The organism is Pseudomonas sp. UBA6562 (genome assembly GCF_002434265.1).
In the GTDB taxonomy this organism is placed as follows: Bacteria; Pseudomonadota; Gammaproteobacteria; order Pseudomonadales; family Pseudomonadaceae; genus Aquipseudomonas.
In genome coordinates this window covers 183,002-198,956 of record NZ_DJJS01000001.1, presented here as the reverse complement: position 1 = coordinate 198,956, position 15,955 = coordinate 183,002, and the positions used below count along the sequence as shown (strand labels likewise).

Here is a 15,955-nt window from a genome sequence, read left to right as displayed (position 1 = left end):
GGGCCACGGCGTGTCGAGCACGGTGCATCGCATACCGCAGAACAGCGCCAAACCCTTGATCGCACAGGTCGATCGAACAAATCCCCCCTTTTCAAGGTCCACCTTCAAGCGCGTTCTGTAACGGTGTGTTACAGCCGTAGGACAGGACCGAAGATGATCCCGGAGGGATACCGATCGTGCACATTGCTGACATCACCATGTTCTATGCCCCGGCAAGCGGGGGCGTACGGACGTACCTTGATGCCAAACACCGACGCCTCGACGCCATGTCCGGCGTGCGTCACAGCTTGCTCATCCCAGGGGCGTCGGCCAGCGAAGACAACGGCGTCTATCGAGTGCCGGCCATGCCCCTGCCGTTCGGCAAGGGCTACCGCTTCCCCGTACGCCTGGCGCCGTGGTGCAACACGCTGCGCACCCTGCAGCCCGACCTCATCGAAGTCGGCGATCCGTACCTCACGGCCTGGGCGGCGCTCGAAGCGCGGCGCCAGCTCGATGTGCCGGTGATCGGCTTCTACCATTCCGACCTGCCGCTGCTGGTCAGCAACCGCATGGGCAACTGGTTCACGCCCAATGTGGAGGCCTACGTCAGCAAGTTGTACGGCAACTTCGACCGGGTCTTGGCGCCAAGCCAGGTGATGGCCGACAAACTCACCCGCCTGGGCGTCAAGGACGTGCACGTGCAGCGCCTGGGCGTGGACTTGAACATGTTCAACCCCTCGCACCGCGACACGCAGCTCAAGGCCCGTCTGGGTATCCCCGACACCACACGCCTGCTGGTCTTCGCCGGCCGCGGTTCGCGGGAGAAGAACCTGCCGGTGCTGCTCGACTGCATGCGCCAGCTGGGCAGCCGCTACCACCTGCTGCTGGTGGGCTCGAGCATGCCGGCCAACGTGCCGGACAACGTCACGGTGATCAACCAGTTCTGCCCGCCCCAGGAAGTCGCCAATCTGCTGGCCAGCGCCGACTTGCTGGTGCATGCCGGCGACCAGGAAACCTTCGGCCTGGTGATCCTCGAAGCCATGGCCAGCGGCACGCCGGTGGTGGCCGTACGCGCCGGGGCCTTCAGCGAGATCGTGCGCGAAGACTGTGGCCGCCTGTGCGCGCCGAACGACGGCAGGGCCATGGCCGTCACCGTGCACGAGGTCTTCGAAGAGGGCGTGCGCAAGCTCGGTGCCCAGGCCCGCAGCCATGTGGAACAACAGTATTCGTGGACCAGCGTGGTCAACGGCCTGCTCGACCACTACCAGGCCGTGCTCGGCCACCAGCCGATGGTGCGTGCCCATGCGTGAGTCCTCGTCCAATCCGCCCAGCGTGATGCTGGTGCTGCACGATGTGGCGCCGGAGACCTGGCCGGACTACCGTCCCTTCGTCGAAGCGGTCGATGCGCTGGGCAACGTGCCCATGACCTGGCTGGTGGTGCCGGACTTCCACCACCGCAATGCCCTGCAACACGCCCCCGACTTCTGCCGCTTGCTGGACAAGCGCCTGGCCAAAGGCGATGAGCTGGCGCTGCACGGCTTCTACCATGCCGATGATGGTCCGGCGCCGCGCACGCCGCGCGAGTTGTTCATGCGCCGGGTGTATACCCATGAAGGCGAGTTCTATGGCTTGGACCAGGCGCAGGCCCTGCACCGGCTGCGCGAAGGGCTGCAACTGTTCGAAGCGCAAGGCTGGCCGGTCGCCGGTTTCGTCGCGCCGGCCTGGCTGATGAGCGAAGGCACCCGCCAGGCCCTGCGTCAGTTGCCGCTGCGTTACACCAGCACCCCGCAGCACCTGTATCGTTTGCCGGATTTCGCCGCCATCGACGCGCCGGGGCTGGTATGGAGCGCGCGCAGCGCCTGGCGGCGCGGCATGTCCAAGGTGATCAGCGACTGGCAACGCAAGCGCCTGGCGTCGGCCGATACCTTGCGCCTGGGCCTGCACCCGGTGGACATGCGCCACCGCTCGTCCCGCGACTATTGGATGAATACCCTGCGCGAGCTGATGGCCCAGGGCCGGGAGCCTGTGACCAAATCCGTCTGGCTCGACCGCCGGCTCGCTTCATGACGCGTTGGGTCTGGCTGGGGCTGGCCGTGTTGCTGGCACTGGCCGTCCCGATGTTTCTCGGCGGCAGCGAACTGCTGCCGCGCCTGCGCAGCTTCCCGCCCGGCCTATTGGCCAGCTTGCTGGGCATGATCGTGCTGTGCTGGGTGATCAATGCCTGGCGCCTGCGCTTGCTGCTCGGCCAGCAAGGCGCGCACTTGGGCCGGATGCGCAGCGTAGGCGTGCTGATGGCCACCGAGTTCGCCATCTGCACCACACCCGGCGGCGGCGGCGGCCCCTTGGCGCTGATCGCCCTGCTCAACCGCGAAGGCATCGGCGCGGCGCGCAGCGGTGCGGCGTTCGCCATGGACCAGCTCAACGACTTGCTGTTCTTTTTCTGCGCCATGCTGGCCATCGCCGGCTATGCGGTGTTCAACCGCCTAGGCCACAGCCAACAGACCATGTTGATGGGCAGCGCGTTGATGCTGTGCGCGGCCTTGGCGCTGCTGTTGGCGCTGATGCGCTGGCGGCGGCACGTGATGCGCTGGAACGGCCGGGTGCTGAGCCGGATCGGCCTGTCGGCGGCAAGGCAACGGCGGTGGGCGCGAAAACTGCTGCGCTTCCTGCATGCCCTGGCGCAGACCTGGCGGCTGCCCAAGCGCACGCTGGCGCTGGTGTTCGCCCTCACCTGCGCGCACTGGAGTCTGCGGTTCAGCGTCATGTATCTGGTGTTGCGAGGGTTGCAGGCCGACCTGGGCTGGATACCGAGCTTTCTGGTACAGATGCTGGCCCTGAGCGCTGGCCAGTTCAGCCTGCTGCCGGGCGGTGCCGGGGCCGCCGAACTGACGTCAGCCACCCTGCTGACGCCCTTGGTAGGCAGCTCCACGGCGGCGGCGGCGATCGTCATCTGGCGGGCGATCACCTATTACTTCTATCTTCTGGCCGGGGGGCCGGTGTTCGTCTGCCTGCTGGCGCGCCCGCTGTTGCAACGTGGGAGGCGCCAGGCCGGCTGAGCCTCAGTCGAAGACCACGGTCTTGTTGCCGTGCACCAGTACGCGGTCCTCGAGGTGGTAGCGCAGGCCGCGTGCCAACACCATTTTCTCCACGTCACGGCCGAAGCGCACCATGTCTTCGATGGTGTCGGCATGGCTGACACGTACCACGTCCTGCTCGATGATCGGGCCTGCGTCCAGCTCTTCGGTGACGTAGTGGCAGGTCGCGCCAATCAGCTTCACGCCGCGCAGCGCAGCCTGGTGATACGGCTTGGCACCGACGAACGACGGCAGGAAGCTGTGGTGGATGTTGATCACCCGCTCGGCGTAGTCCTGGCACAGCTGGGGCGGCAGGATTTGCATGTAGCGCGCCAGGACCACGACATCGGCGCCGTGCTCGGCGACCAGGCGCGAGACTTCGGCGAAGGCCGGCTGTTTGTTCTGCGGATCGACCGGCACATGGAAGAACGGAATGCCGTGCCACTCGACCATGCTGCGCAGATCGTTGTGGTTGGAAATCACGCAGGGAATGTCGCAATCGAGCTCATCGGTATGCCAGCGGTGCAATAGGTCGGCCAGGCAGTGCGATTCGCGGCTGGCCATCAGCACCACGCGCTTCTTCTGCGCCGAATCGGTGATCCGCCACGTCATGGAGAACTCTTCGGCGATCGGCGCGAACGCTTCGCGCAAGGCTTCGATGCCGAACGGCAGGGTCTCGGCACGGATTTCGTGACGCATGAAGAACCAACCGCTCTGCTCATCGGAGTGGTGGCTGGCTTCATTGATCCAGCCGTTGTACAGCGCCAGGAAATTACTGACCTTGGCCACGATACCGACACGGTCGGGGCACGCGATCACCAAACGATAGGTGCGCATCAAACAGACTCCAGAACTTCGCAAAGGCGGCGATTGTAGCGGCATGCCGGGAAAAACGCAGTAAGCATCGTCGCCCGGCGACGGCGGGCTTTTGCGCCACGGGCAATGTGTTGAACGAACACAGGCGGCGAAGGGTCGGCCGATAATTAAAAATTTTTTTACCAAATACATCGTCCTGTGTGTGCTTTGAAATATGCAGCCGGCAGCGTTAGTTGTTTACTTGCCCCTGACGCGTGTCTATTATTGCCCCACTGTCTCCCACAATTGTTATCCAAGGAACGTCCCATGTCCCTGATCAACGAATACCGTGCCACCGAAGAAGCCATCAAAGAACTTCAAGCGCGCCTGGCCAATCTCTCGCAAGATGACAAGCTGAAAAAAGAGCTGGAATTCGAAGGCAAACTGCGCGCGCTGATGGGTGAATACTCCAAGTCGCTGCGCGATGTCATCGCCCTGCTCGATCCCGATGCGAAAATCAGCAAAGCGCCACGTGGCGCGGCCAAGCCAGCGACCACCAAACGTGCGCGCAAGGTCAAGCAATACAAAAACCCACACAACGGTGAAGTGATTGAAACCAAAGGTGGCAATCACAAAACCCTGAAAGAGTGGAAAGCCAAGTGGGGCGGTGACGAGGTAGAAGGTTGGTCGACCCTGCTGGGCTGATTATCCGTCACGTACTTGCTTGATCGAAAACGCCAGCACTCGCTGGCGTTTTTTTATGGCCTTCGAATACAGAGCGCGTTACAGCGCATAGCGCGCTTGCACGTTCAGCGCATGGGTGTGCCAGGCCTGCAGCACACGCCGTCCGGCCTCGTCCGCTGTGGCGAGGCTGCCGTGCAACGCCTGCTGGAAGTCGCCCAAGGTATTGGGCGCGCCCGCCTGCGGCAGGCTCAGGCGCTGTTGGCAGAAGGCATGCCAGCGCTGACGTTCCTGTTCGTTCAAGGTTGCGGGAAAGTTACGCGCGCGGTAGCGGAACAATAGTTCCGGCAGACGCGCATCGTCGAACATCCATTGCCCTTGGCCGAGTTGTTGCGGATCCAAGGCACGCACTTGCTCGCACAAACGACGATCGCGCTCACCGATGAAACCGTCATACAACTGCTGCTCAGGATCTTCATTGACTTGAAAATCTTGCGCGCTATACATCGGCGCGAGTTTGTCTTGCCAATGGGTCTGTTGCTGGATCAATTCGTCGGCGCGTTGCAGATACAGCCGTCGATCAATGCCCAGACGCTGCTCATCGTCGGCGCGCACTACCGACAATGGCGCCAGTACAGGGCAACGGTTGATCTGCACCAGTTTGAGCGGCACCGGTAGTTGATCGGCGCCCAAATCTTCGCGCCGGGTGTATAAACGCCGACGCAGTTCGTCAGGACTTTCCTGCAACAACGGCAGAATGTCCTGATGTAAATCGCAGACTATCAGTGCATTCCGATTGCTCGGGTGCCACGCCAAGGGCAACACCACGCCCAGGTATTTGCGTTGCGCCGAGAAACGCCCGGATATATGTACCAGCGGCTCCAACAGCCGAATCTGTTCCAGCACCTTGTGCTTGCTGCGCAGTTCGAACAGCCAGTTGTACAACTTCGGTTGGCGGTCGCGAATCAAGCGTGCCAGCGCCAGAGTGGCGCGTACGTCCGACAACGCTTCGTGGGCATGGCCGTGGTCGATGCCATTGGCGCGGCTGAGCAGCTCCAGACGCAGGCTGATGCGCCCGTCCTGCTCAGGCCAGTTCAGGCCCTCCGGGCGCAAGGCGCAGGCGGTGCGCACCAGGTCGATGAGGTCCCAGCGGCTGTTGCCGCCCTGCCACTCGCGGCCATAGGGGTCAAAGAAATTGCGGTAGAGGCTGTAGCGGGTCACTTCGTCGTCGAAGCGCAGGGTGTTGTAGCCGGCGCCGCAGGTGCCCGGACGCGCGAGTTCGGCGTGTACGCGGGTCATGAACTCAGCTTCGCCCAAGCCTTCTTCGGCCAGGCGCTGGGGCGTGATGCCGGTGACCAGGCAGGCGGCCGGGTGCGGCAGGATGTCGTCGCTCGGGCGGCAGTACAGGCTGATCGGGGCTTCGATTTCGTTGAGGTCGAGGTCGGTGCGTACCCCGGCCATTTGTAGAGGCCGGTCGCAGCGTGGGTTGATACCGGTGGTTTCGTAGTCGTGCCAGAAGATGCTGGAGCTCACGGGGTCTTCCTGTCAGTAGGTCGACCCGAGTCTAGCGGGGCGCGGGTGCCCGCGGCGAGGCCTGCGTCAGGCCGAGGCGCCGATCTGGCGGAAGGTGAAGAACTCCTGCAAGGCCAGGACGAAGGAATCGTAGTCGCGCGGCGCCTGCAACAGCATGAAACCGGAATTGTAGTGGCCCGGCGTTTCGTCTTCCTGGCACCACACGCAACTGGCGGTCAGGTTGATGAACTGCTCGCCGCCGCCCTTGAGCGGCACGCGGATCTGCAGTTCGAAGTCCGGGCCGACCATCAGCGGCAGTTCGCTGATCAGCATCAGGCCGCTTTCCGAGACATTGCCCAGGTAACCCAAGGAGTAGCCGGTGATGCGGTTGAAGACTTCCAACACGCGGCGCAGTTCGTGGCGTTCGATTTGTCGGGCAGTGAACATGGCGTTTATGGCTTTCCTACGTGAGGCCAGGAAAACTCGCGACTGGCAGGTGGGTTTCGATCATCCGAAGACACAATCCGTTGGGTATAGCAGATAAAGCGGAGGGTTCACCATTACCGTTCAGCGCCAGGTGGCACCGGGCACCGGCCGGGCCACCGCCGCTTCGGCGGGGCGGTAGTGGCCCAAGCGCTCCAGCGTTTCTAGGCGCGCAGCCGCGCGGTAGGCGTATTCGTTGCCCGGGAAGCGCTGAATCAGATACTGGTAGGTCTGCGCCGCATCGACATACAGCTTCTGCCGCTCCAGGCACTGCCCGCGCAGCAACGAGACCTCCGGATGGATGAACGGTCGTGCCCGGCTGGTACGGTCGACCTGCGACAGCTCAAGCATCACGCGCGCGCAGTCGCCGCGGTCGTAGGCGCGGTAGGCATTGTCCAGGTGATGGTCCATCGACCAGCGGGTACAGCCGCCAAGGCCGGCCAGCACGGTCAGCAGGATCAGGGTTCGCATGGGCATTCTCCTTTGATGGCCACTGTATCGGCGGGTGCCGGCAAATCTTCACACGGCGCTGCCACCTTGGGCATGTCGCGTCCGGCGCGCGGCAACGCAGCGCTACCTGGCGCAGGTAGTGCAACCGAACGATGACTACAGCCCGATTGAGGAGTAGCCTCTCGCTGCGCTTCACTATAGGAGTCTATGCATGACCATCCGCCGTACCAAAATCGTCGCCACCCTGGGCCCTGCCAGCAACTCGCCGGAAGTGATCGAACAGTTGATCCTCGCCGGCCTCGACGTGGCGCGTCTGAACTTCTCCCACGGCACGCCCGACGAGCACAAGGCTCGCGCGCGGCTGATCCGCGAAATCGCCGCCCGCAACGGCCGCCACGTGGCACTGCTCGGCGACCTGCAAGGGCCGAAGATCCGTATCGCCAAGTTCAGCGACAAGCGCATCGAGCTCAAGGAAGGTGACCGCTTCACCTTCTCCACCGCGCACCCGTTGACCGAAGGCAACCAGAGCATCGTCGGCATCGACTACCCCGACCTAGTCAAGGATTGCGGCGTGGGCGACGAGCTGCTGCTCGACGACGGCCGTGTGGTCATGCGCGTCGAAACCGCGACCGCCGATGCCCTGCATTGCGTGGTGCTGATCGGCGGCCCGCTGTCGGACCACAAGGGCATCAACCGCCGCGGCGGTGGCCTGACGGCGCCGGCCCTGACCGAAAAGGACAAGGCCGACATCAAGCTGGCTGCGGAAATGGACCTCGACTACCTCGCCGTGTCCTTCCCGCGCGACGCCAAGGACATGGAATACGCCCGCTCGCTGCGTGACGCATCCGGTGGCAGCGCCTGGCTGGTCGCCAAGATCGAACGCGCCGAAGCGGTGGCCGACGACGAGACCCTCGACGGCCTGATCGCCGCCTCCGACGCCGTGATGGTCGCCCGTGGCGACTTGGGCGTGGAGATCGGCGACGCCGAGCTGATCGCCATCCAGAAGAAGATCATCCAGCACGCCCGGCGCAACAACAAAGCGGTGATCGTCGCCACGCAGATGATGGAGTCGATGATCCAGAACCCGATGCCGACCCGCGCGGAAGTGTCGGACGTGGCCAACGCCGTACTGGACAACACCGACGCGGTGATGCTCTCGGCCGAAAGCGCCGCCGGCGCCTACCCCATCGAAGCGGTCAAGGCCATGGCGCGCATCTGCCTGGGCGCGGAGAAGCATCCGACCAGCCAGAAGTCCAGCCACCGCCTGCACACCACCTTCGAGCGCTGCGACGAAAGCATCGCCCTGGCGGCGATGTACACGGCCAACCACTTCCCCGGCGTCAAGGCGATCATCGCCCTCACCGAAAGTGGTTACACGCCGCTGATCATGTCGCGCCTGCGCTCGCACGTGCCGGTCTATGCGCTTTCGCCGCACCGCGCCACCCAAGCGCGCGCCTCGATGTTCCGCGGCGTGTACCCGATCGCCTTCGACCCTGCCGCCCTGCCGGGCGACAAGGTCAGCCAGGCGGCCGTGGACGAGCTGCTGCAACGCGGTCTGGTGCAGCAAGGCGACTGGGTGATCCTGACCAAGGGCGACAGCTACCACACCATTGGTGGCACCAACGGCATGAAGATCCTGCACGTGGGCGACCCGCTGGTCGGCTGATGCAGGTGTTGTGACGACAGCGTCCCTGTCAGCAGTAAAGACCGCTCCCCGGAGCGGTCTTTTTTTGCCCGCTCGCCGGCGGTTTCGCCAGGCGAGCGATATGTAGCGCGCCGCGTTGGCGCCCTTGCCCTTCAATCGACGCTTCCCTGTATGGAGCGTTTCCCATGAGCATCAGTGCAACCCAGTGGCTCAGCCGCTTGCGTGTCGACATCATTTCCAATTCCAACCGCGTCTATGCCAATGGCCGGCAACAAGTGGCAGTAGCCGTCAGCCTGACCCCGCGCGACGGCCAGACGATCAGCGCCGAGCAGCTCGACAGCGTCACCCTGTTCGAGATCGACGACGACGGTCAGTATCGCTCGCTGGAGCACGAACTCGTGGCGCATCCCACGCGCGACCCACGTTTCGATTACTTCAATGCCTCGGGCAGCGCGCCGCACCCTGTGCTCGACGCCAGCAGACAAACTCGGCGCCGTACCTTCTACCTCAGCTCGACGCGCCCGGGCGGTTCGCTGACCACGGTCTACGCAGGCGTGTACGTCGATGCACACACCCTGTTCGTGACCGACACCGCGCCGTTCAAGTCGTCGGTCGTCGTCGAGTCGGTAGCACCGCCCACGGCGCACAGGTCGATGTTCGCATTGGAGATGCAACCCAAGGAAACCTACAAAGAGGCGTCGGAAAGCTATTGGGACGACGAGGTCGAAGAGCAGGTCGGCCTGTTCGGTTTCGCCGCACCTGGGCAAAGGATCGTCGACAGCGTCGCCCACGGTACGGCTGCCGAGATACCGTTTTACGAGCGCCATGGCTGGGACAACACGCTGATCTCCTTCGAACTGACCAATGACTACAGCTCGACCACTACGATCACCGTCTATCAGCCCGATCAATACGTGGACCAGCACGGCTCCAGCCCCAGCCCCCATCACATGGCCCTGCACCTCTACCACCGTCGCTTCTACAGAAGGCACCGCAACGACCTAAGGTCCGATGTCAGCGCATGGACCCTGATCGACCAGCATGGCAACGGCTACCGCGTCGATTTCCTGGCGCTCGCGGACGGCAGATCGGTCGACTTCCGCATCATCGACAGCGAACGTTGAAACGGCCCTGGAGGTTCACATGCCGACACTGCATACCCAGGCCAGCAACTTCACGGACTTCGTGAAGACGGGCGTCGATGCCCGTACCGGCCAATTCACGCTCGCCCTGGCCCTGCCCTTGCCGCCCGCCAATCAGCTCGCCGGGCCGGCCGCGTCCTTGAGCTTGTCGTTCAGTACGCTCGCCAGCATGGCCGACCAGGGCTACGGCCTCGGTTGGAACCTGGGGCTGTCAGAGGTGGACCTGGACCAGAACAACCCTCGCCTGAGCCTGGGCTCGGGCGACCGCTACGCCATCGACCCGTCCCGTTCGGGAATGGCGGTCGGCGAGTCGCTGCGGTTTCTCGACCTCAAGCTCGAAACCCTGAACGCCGTCTGGCAAGACGACGGCAGTGTGCGGGTGGACAAGAAGTCGGGCGAAAGCGAAGTGCTGCGCAAACCGCACAGCGACAGCAGCCGTTACCTGCTCAGCGAACTGCGCTCGCCCGAGGGCCGCCGGCTGCATTTCGACTGGCAGCCGTTCGGCGATGGCGGCTTCACCTTGCAAGGGGTGCGCGACGAAGCACGTACCTTGCTGCAACTGGCGAGCAGCGACGACCAGGTGGTCATCACCCTCAATCCACAGACCCCTGCAGCGGCAGTCATCGCGTTGCACTTGAGCAACCAGTTGCTGACCCACGTGTACCTGCCGGAAGTACCGCAGCCCATTGCCATCGAATACGATGCGATCGCCTCGGGCGCCGCCCCCCTGTACCTGCCCGTCAAGGTGCAAAGCCCTTTGGGCGCGTGCGACACCCTGCACTGGGCCGTCGACGAGGACGCGCACCGCCTGCCGACCGGCGCGCCACTGCACAGTCTGCCCAGGGTCAGCACCTGGCTGCATTCGAGCGGCACCCCACACAACGCGCTCAACCATGCGTACACCTGGATCGGCGAGCACAATTTCCTGGGTTTTGGCAGCGACCAGGCGTTCGACTGGCAGTCGGGGCGCGACAACCTGTATCAGGTCGAAAGCGATTACCGCTATCAAGTGGTCGAAACCCTGAGCGATGGCGAGGGGCGGCCGCTGGGGCGCATCGAACGGGTCTGGGATCGCTTCCACCTGCTGGTCAGCGAAGCGCATCGCCTGGGCGATTGCGAAGTGCTGACCAGCACCCGCCACGGCATGGACCCTGCCCTCGACTGGGCGCAGCAGCCGCCTTGGTGCCAGCTGCCCCATGAGGTCTGCACCACCTACATCGACCATGCGCAGACGGACGCCAGACGCTGCGAAACCACCACCTACCGCTATGACGCCTTCGGCAACATCGTGCACGCGGTGTACCCGACCGGCGTCGAGGAGCTCAGTACCTACTACCCAGCGGCGGGCGCCGAGGGTTGCCCGGCCGATCCGCTGGGCATGGTGCGCTGGTTGCGGAAGAAGGTCGTACGCCCAGCGCAACCGAGCAAAGGCGCGCCGACCCTGAGCACGAGTTATACCTATCAGCCCATAACGTCCCTGCTCCAGGCCGCAGCGGACCACGTGGTCATCGCCAGCGAAACGCTGCTAGAGGAAGACGACGAACGGGTGCTGGAGCACAGCGCCTACGCCTATGTCTCGACGCCGGGGCCGCACTACGGCCGCTTGCAGCAGACGGCGGTGACGCTCAACGGCAAGACCACGACGACCCGCCACGACTATCTCCTGAACGAAGACGAACTGGTGACCACCCTCACCACCCTCGGTTTCGAAGACAACGCGTTGAACCGTTCGAGCAAGGTCTCGGCGCAGACGCTGCTTAGCGGCCAGACCGTATGGGAACGCAGCGAAAGCAATAGCCTCACGCGCTATGTCTACGACTCGATCGGACGGATCGTGCGCACGACCCACGCAGCCGAGAGCCCTTACCAGACCGAGCAACTGGCCCGTTACCACCTCGGCGACGAGATCGCCCTCGCCTTGCAGGCCGACAACTGCCTGCCGACCCTGGTCGAGCACCTGGATGTCACCGGACGTTGTCGGCGCCAGTGGCTCGATGGCGACGGCCGAGTGCTCAGGATCGACTTGCAAGACCTCGACCACGCACCGGAACGCTTCCGTGAAGTGTCGCGAACCGACTACGACGCGCTGGGCCGGCAAATACGCGAAACCGTGCAGGACTGGATCGCTGGGGATGAGACCGCTGCCTTGACGCTGACCTCGACCCAGCACTTCGACCATTGGGCGCGCATGGACCTGAGCGTCACCCCCGACGGCGTGCACAACCACTTGCGCCATGACCCGATCGCCCTGTGCAGCGAGCAGTGGCAAAGCCATGGAGACCTCGTCGGGCCCAGGTTGCAGACCTTCTTCAACGTGGCCGGCAGCCCCATCGAGCAACGCCATTTCGACGCCGACGGCCACCTGGTCCGTAGCCTCGTCCTGCTACGCGATGGCCTGGACCGAATCGTCGAAGAGCAAGTGCTCCTTCCCGGCAGCACACCACGGGTTACCCGGATGCGCCATGACCATTACTCGCGCCTGGTCGAAAAACGTCTCGCGGACGGTACCGTCCTGAACTGGCAGTTCGCAGCGCACAGCGACGGCCAGCACCCCGAATCGATCACGCTCACCGCCGCTCAGGAGGTGGCACCATGAACCCTTCGACGTCAGTGCTTGGCAGGCAAACATTCGACGGTCTGGGCCGTCCGTGCAGCGTAGAGGTCGCCGGACGCCTCACCCGCTACACCTACCTGCCGGGCCAACTGCCACCGCAGGCCAATACCCTGGCCGACGGTCGACGCGTGGCATTCACCTACGAGCCGCACCTGGGCAACGCCCTGCTCAGCAGCGAAGCCGAAGGGCAACCGATCGAGCGCCTGGCCTATCACCCGACACTGGGCGTTGCCGTCAAGGCCGAAGGCGAGCTGGGCACCCGCCGCTGGCAGTTCTCGGCCGGCGGCCAGATGCAAGCGGAACAGTGGCAGGTCGATGACGAGGACCACCTGACCCGCTGGCAGCATTCGCTGGGCGGACGGCCCTTGAGCCTGGCCGACAGCGCAGGCACGCGCCACGAACGCCAGTACGATGCGCTCGGCCGGATCAGTGCGTTGACCTCGGGCGCTGTTCGAACCCACTTCACCTACGATGCGTTTTCCCGCCCAGGCACCATCACTAGCCAGGACACGGCATCCGACAAACGCCTGAGCAGAACCTTCAGCTACGACGCGATGGGCCGTCCATCGTCCATCCTTTTCAGCGCAACGGCCGAGGGTGAGACGCATACCCTCAAGCAAACCCTGGAATACTCCGGGCTCGACCAACTGGTCTCGCGCCGCTGGTTCGAAGCGCAGCAGGCGTGCGGCGAAGAGCAGTTCGAATACGACGCGCGCGGGCGCCTGACGCGCTACAGCGCCACCCCGGAGGCCGGCATCCAGGATCCGTTCGGCAACCTGTTGGTCGAACAGCGCTTCACCTTCAACGCCCTGGACGGCTACCGCGAAGTGCTCAGCCTGTATGCCGACGGCAGCCAGGACCAGGCCCTGTTCAGCTACGCCGAGCACGACCCCAGCCAGCCCGTGGCGATCAGTCACAGCCACCCCAGTTGGCCGGCGCACATCACCCTGAGCTACGACGCCTGCGGGCGCCTGATCGCCGACAGCCTGGGTCGCCAGCTCGAATGGGACACGCAGGGACGCTTGCGCAAGGTCACGCTGGGCGGGCGAACCTGCCAGTACCGCTATGACACCAGCGGCCGCGTCTGCGACAGGCTCGTCGACGGCGAGCTGCGGCGCAGTTTCTTCAGCGGGGCGCAACTGACCCACGAACGCCGGGGCGAGCACTGCCTCGCCCTGCACGGCGACGGCCAGGGCCTGTTCGCCCTGACGCGGATCGCCGAAGAGGTGCGCCAGGCGCGCTTGCTCGGCTGCGACGGTCAGGGCAGCGTTCGTCTGCAGCTCGACGTACGCGCCGAACGTTGCATGTACAGCGCGCACGGCGTTACCGGCCCGGCCGAAGAAGATTTACCCTTCGGCTTCGCCGGCGAACGCCGCGAGCCGCTGACCGGCTGGTACATCGCCAACGGCTACCGCCCCTACGACCCCTTGCTGATGACCTTCCTCGCCCCCGACGACGAAAGCCCGTTCGGCCGCGGCGGCCTCGATGCCTACGCCTATTGCGGCGGCGACCCGGTCAACCGCACCGACCCCGACGGCCACAGCTGGATCACCTGGACCGCGGCCGGTATCGGTCTGGGGTTGGCGGCCATCACCACGGCCGCTTCGCTGGGTAGCGTGCTGCCTGCCGTCGCGGCGCTGGCCGGCGGTGCCGGACTCAACATCACGGCGGCGCTGGCCGTCAGCAGCGCGGCACTCAATGTCGTCTCGCTGGGCACCGGCGCCGCTGCTCTGGCGCTCGAAGCAAGCGGTAGGGATCAGCAGGCGGCCGGCGTGTTGGGCTGGGTCTCGCTGGGCAGCGGCATTGCCGGCGCCTTGACCGGCATGGCACCCAGCGTGATCCGCAGTGCGGTGCGGCTGCGCGACGCATCGGGCCAGGCGGCCAGCCGGGCGGCCGGTTTCAAGCCTTACAACATCGGTCCGGGAGGCAATACGCGGCCCGCCAGCGTGCTGTTCGGCACCGGCCCGCGCAAGGAGGACGTCGCCTTCATCCCCAGTCTGTTCGGCGAAGGCAATGCCGCGCTGGTGACCCATGGCAATCTGCTGGGCGACTTGATGAACACCCAGGGCCTGGCCGACAAGGCTGCCAACGTCGCGCGCAGCGTGCTGGTGCCCCGACTGGCCGAGATGGGTTACGAGCCGGGACGCAAGGTGGTCTTACTGTCGTGCTGGGGCGGCAGGAGCGGCGCGGCGCAAAGCATCGCCAATGTGCTGGGCAGGCCGGTGGAAGCCTATGACGAAATGCTCTTCATCCGAGGCGTCGCCTCGTTGCAGACGGCCCGATCGGTGGGGCCGACGCTGCAGTCGACCAACGTGCCCATGTACCAGGCCCCGTTGTGGAGCCGCTGGTTCGACAAGGCCCACTTCGCCGACACCGACAAGTTCCGCCTCGCCGCTCCCAAGCTCTACCTGCCGCAATAGCACCACGTGCGGCTACGCCTCAGGCATGTTCGACGAAGCTGTCGGCCAGCACCTGGTTTCTGGGCACACCGGCGATGAACAGCCGGCGTGCGAGGCGCTCGACGAAGGTCGGCGCCCCACACAGCAAGGCGAGGGTCTGGCGGGAAGCGGGGCGCAGATTCGCCAGCGCCGCGTCGAGATCCGCGTGCAGCACGCAGACGCTGTCGATGCCGGGGGTCTGCCGCAGGGTTGGTGCCAGGTAATGGCCAGCCGCGTCGTGCGCCACGTGCAGCAAGGTGATGCCTGCCTGGTGCCCCTGGCGCAGCGCTTCCCGCGCCACACCCCACAGGGGCGCGAGACCGGTGCCCGCTGCGAGCAGCCAGAGCGGCCTGTCCTGCCAGTCGGGGTCGTAATGCAGGGCGCCACCGCTGAGTTCGCCCAGCCCTACCCAATCACCGGTTTTCAAGCCGCGGGCCCGGTCGCGAAAGGCTCCCGAGTGTCGGCAGTCGATATGGAACTCTAACCCATCGTCCTCCCCCGGCAGGCTGGCGAGCGAATAGGGCCGTGCCACCGGGCCCAGCCACAGCACCAGGTGCTGTCCGGCGCGGTAGCGCAGCGCCCGCTCGAGCCGCAGGCGCAGGCGCAACACATCGCCCAGCCAGTCGACCGAGTGCACCTGCGCGGGTTGACCGTCGCGCGCGGGGTCGAACACGGCGACACGCAGGTCGCCGCTCACCCGGCATTGGCAGGCCAGGCGCCAGCCGTGCAGGCGCTGCGCGGCGGACAGCGCGTCGGGGCGGGCGTCGTCCGGGGCGCCTTCGAGGCAGCGCACCAGGCAGGCATGGCAGCTTCCGGCGCGGCAGCTGTAGGGCACGTTCAGGCCTTGCTGGTTGAGGGCGTCGAGCAGGTTGCTGCCGTCGGGCACGGACCAGCGGCGTGTACCTGCGCAGAGTTCGGGCATGGCCAACGGTCTCCAGGAACAAGGCGCACAGCATGGCACGAGTGCGCGCGAAAGGCTGCCCATCGAGCCGATGGGCGCGGATGTTTCACACCGGCAGGTGCGCTATAATGCCGCGCCTTTTTCCGTGGCGGCCCGACCAGCCGACACTTCCTGCAAGGCGCTTCGGCCCGCCGCATGCGAGCGTCGAGGGTCTTTACGAATGTTCCCGTCTTAGAGAGGA

General features: G+C 65.1%; 13 protein-coding genes. 8 read left to right on the top strand and 5 right to left on the bottom strand.

The window, feature by feature from the left end:
* The first annotated feature begins 167 nt into the window (after nt 1-167).
* The 3 genes from B4M43_RS00980 to B4M43_RS00970 are packed head-to-tail and all read left to right on the top strand — an operon-like array spanning nt 168 to nt 3,035.
* Nucleotides 168-1,289: a glycosyltransferase family 4 protein gene (locus tag B4M43_RS00980; RefSeq protein ID WP_296263609.1), complete on the top strand. Its 1,122-nt coding sequence runs from the start codon at nt 168-170 to the stop codon at nt 1,287-1,289.
* Nucleotides 1,282-2,046, top strand: a complete 765-nt coding sequence (locus B4M43_RS00975; RefSeq protein WP_296263261.1) for a polysaccharide deacetylase family protein — start codon at nt 1,282-1,284, stop codon at nt 2,044-2,046. Before B4M43_RS00980 ends, B4M43_RS00975 begins: the two co-directional genes overlap by 8 nt.
* Nucleotides 2,043-3,035, top strand: a complete 993-nt coding sequence (locus tag B4M43_RS00970) for a lysylphosphatidylglycerol synthase transmembrane domain-containing protein (protein WP_296263260.1) — start codon at nt 2,043-2,045, stop codon at nt 3,033-3,035. Before B4M43_RS00975 ends, B4M43_RS00970 begins: the two co-directional genes overlap by 4 nt.
* Before the next feature lie 3 nt (nt 3,036-3,038).
* Here the strand turns inward: B4M43_RS00970 and purU are convergent, their stop codons facing one another.
* A complete protein-coding gene (purU, locus tag B4M43_RS00965; RefSeq protein WP_296263258.1) occupies nt 3,039-3,890 on the bottom strand; it encodes a formyltetrahydrofolate deformylase in 852 nt (283 codons plus the stop codon).
* A gap of 285 nt (nt 3,891-4,175) precedes the next feature.
* On the opposite strand from purU, the gene mvaT reads away from it, so the two are divergent.
* The gene (mvaT, locus tag B4M43_RS00960) at nt 4,176-4,553 is read left to right on the top strand and encodes a histone-like nucleoid-structuring protein MvaT (protein WP_296263256.1); all 378 of its coding nucleotides are present in this window, start codon (nt 4,176-4,178) and stop codon (nt 4,551-4,553) included.
* 78 nt (nt 4,554-4,631) lie between these two features.
* On the opposite strand, the gene sbcB is transcribed toward mvaT, so the two are convergent.
* From sbcB to B4M43_RS00945, 3 genes are all read right to left on the bottom strand, one after another.
* Nucleotides 4,632-6,062, bottom strand: a complete 1,431-nt coding sequence (gene sbcB, locus B4M43_RS00955; RefSeq protein ID WP_296263254.1) for an exodeoxyribonuclease I — start codon at nt 6,060-6,062, stop codon at nt 4,632-4,634.
* 66 nt (nt 6,063-6,128) lie between these two features.
* On the bottom strand, nt 6,129-6,488 hold the full coding sequence (locus B4M43_RS00950; RefSeq protein ID WP_296263252.1) for a PilZ domain-containing protein: 360 nt from the start codon (nt 6,486-6,488) through the stop codon (nt 6,129-6,131).
* 120 nt (nt 6,489-6,608) lie between these two features.
* On the bottom strand, nt 6,609-6,995 hold the full coding sequence (locus B4M43_RS00945) for a tetratricopeptide repeat protein (RefSeq protein ID WP_296263250.1): 387 nt from the start codon (nt 6,993-6,995) through the stop codon (nt 6,609-6,611).
* A 190-nt stretch (nt 6,996-7,185) separates the two neighbouring features.
* Here B4M43_RS00945 and pyk point away from each other — a divergent pair, with 190 nt between their 5' ends.
* The 4 genes from pyk (at nt 7,186) to B4M43_RS00925 (ending at nt 14,795) form a co-directional block, all read left to right on the top strand.
* Complete coding sequence (pyk, locus tag B4M43_RS00940) at nt 7,186-8,640, top strand: pyruvate kinase (RefSeq protein WP_296263248.1); 1,455 nt, start codon at nt 7,186-7,188, stop codon at nt 8,638-8,640.
* Between the two features lie 164 nt (nt 8,641-8,804).
* Nucleotides 8,805-9,743, top strand: a complete 939-nt coding sequence (locus B4M43_RS00935; RefSeq protein WP_296263246.1) for a hypothetical protein — start codon at nt 8,805-8,807, stop codon at nt 9,741-9,743.
* Between the two features lie 19 nt (nt 9,744-9,762).
* Nucleotides 9,763-12,357 (top strand): hypothetical protein, encoded by a 2,595-nt coding sequence (locus B4M43_RS00930; RefSeq protein ID WP_296263244.1) that lies wholly within the window; start codon nt 9,763-9,765, stop codon nt 12,355-12,357.
* Entirely contained in the window at nt 12,354-14,795 is a 2,442-nt protein-coding gene (locus B4M43_RS00925) for an RHS repeat domain-containing protein (protein ID WP_296263242.1), read from the top strand. The genes B4M43_RS00930 and B4M43_RS00925 overlap by 4 nt, the downstream gene beginning before the upstream one ends.
* A gap of 19 nt (nt 14,796-14,814) precedes the next feature.
* Here B4M43_RS00925 and B4M43_RS00920 read toward each other — a convergent pair whose 3' ends face one another.
* Nucleotides 14,815-15,735, bottom strand: a complete 921-nt coding sequence (locus B4M43_RS00920; RefSeq protein ID WP_296263240.1) for an iron-sulfur-binding ferredoxin reductase — start codon at nt 15,733-15,735, stop codon at nt 14,815-14,817.
* Between the last annotated feature and the right edge of the window lie 220 nt (nt 15,736-15,955).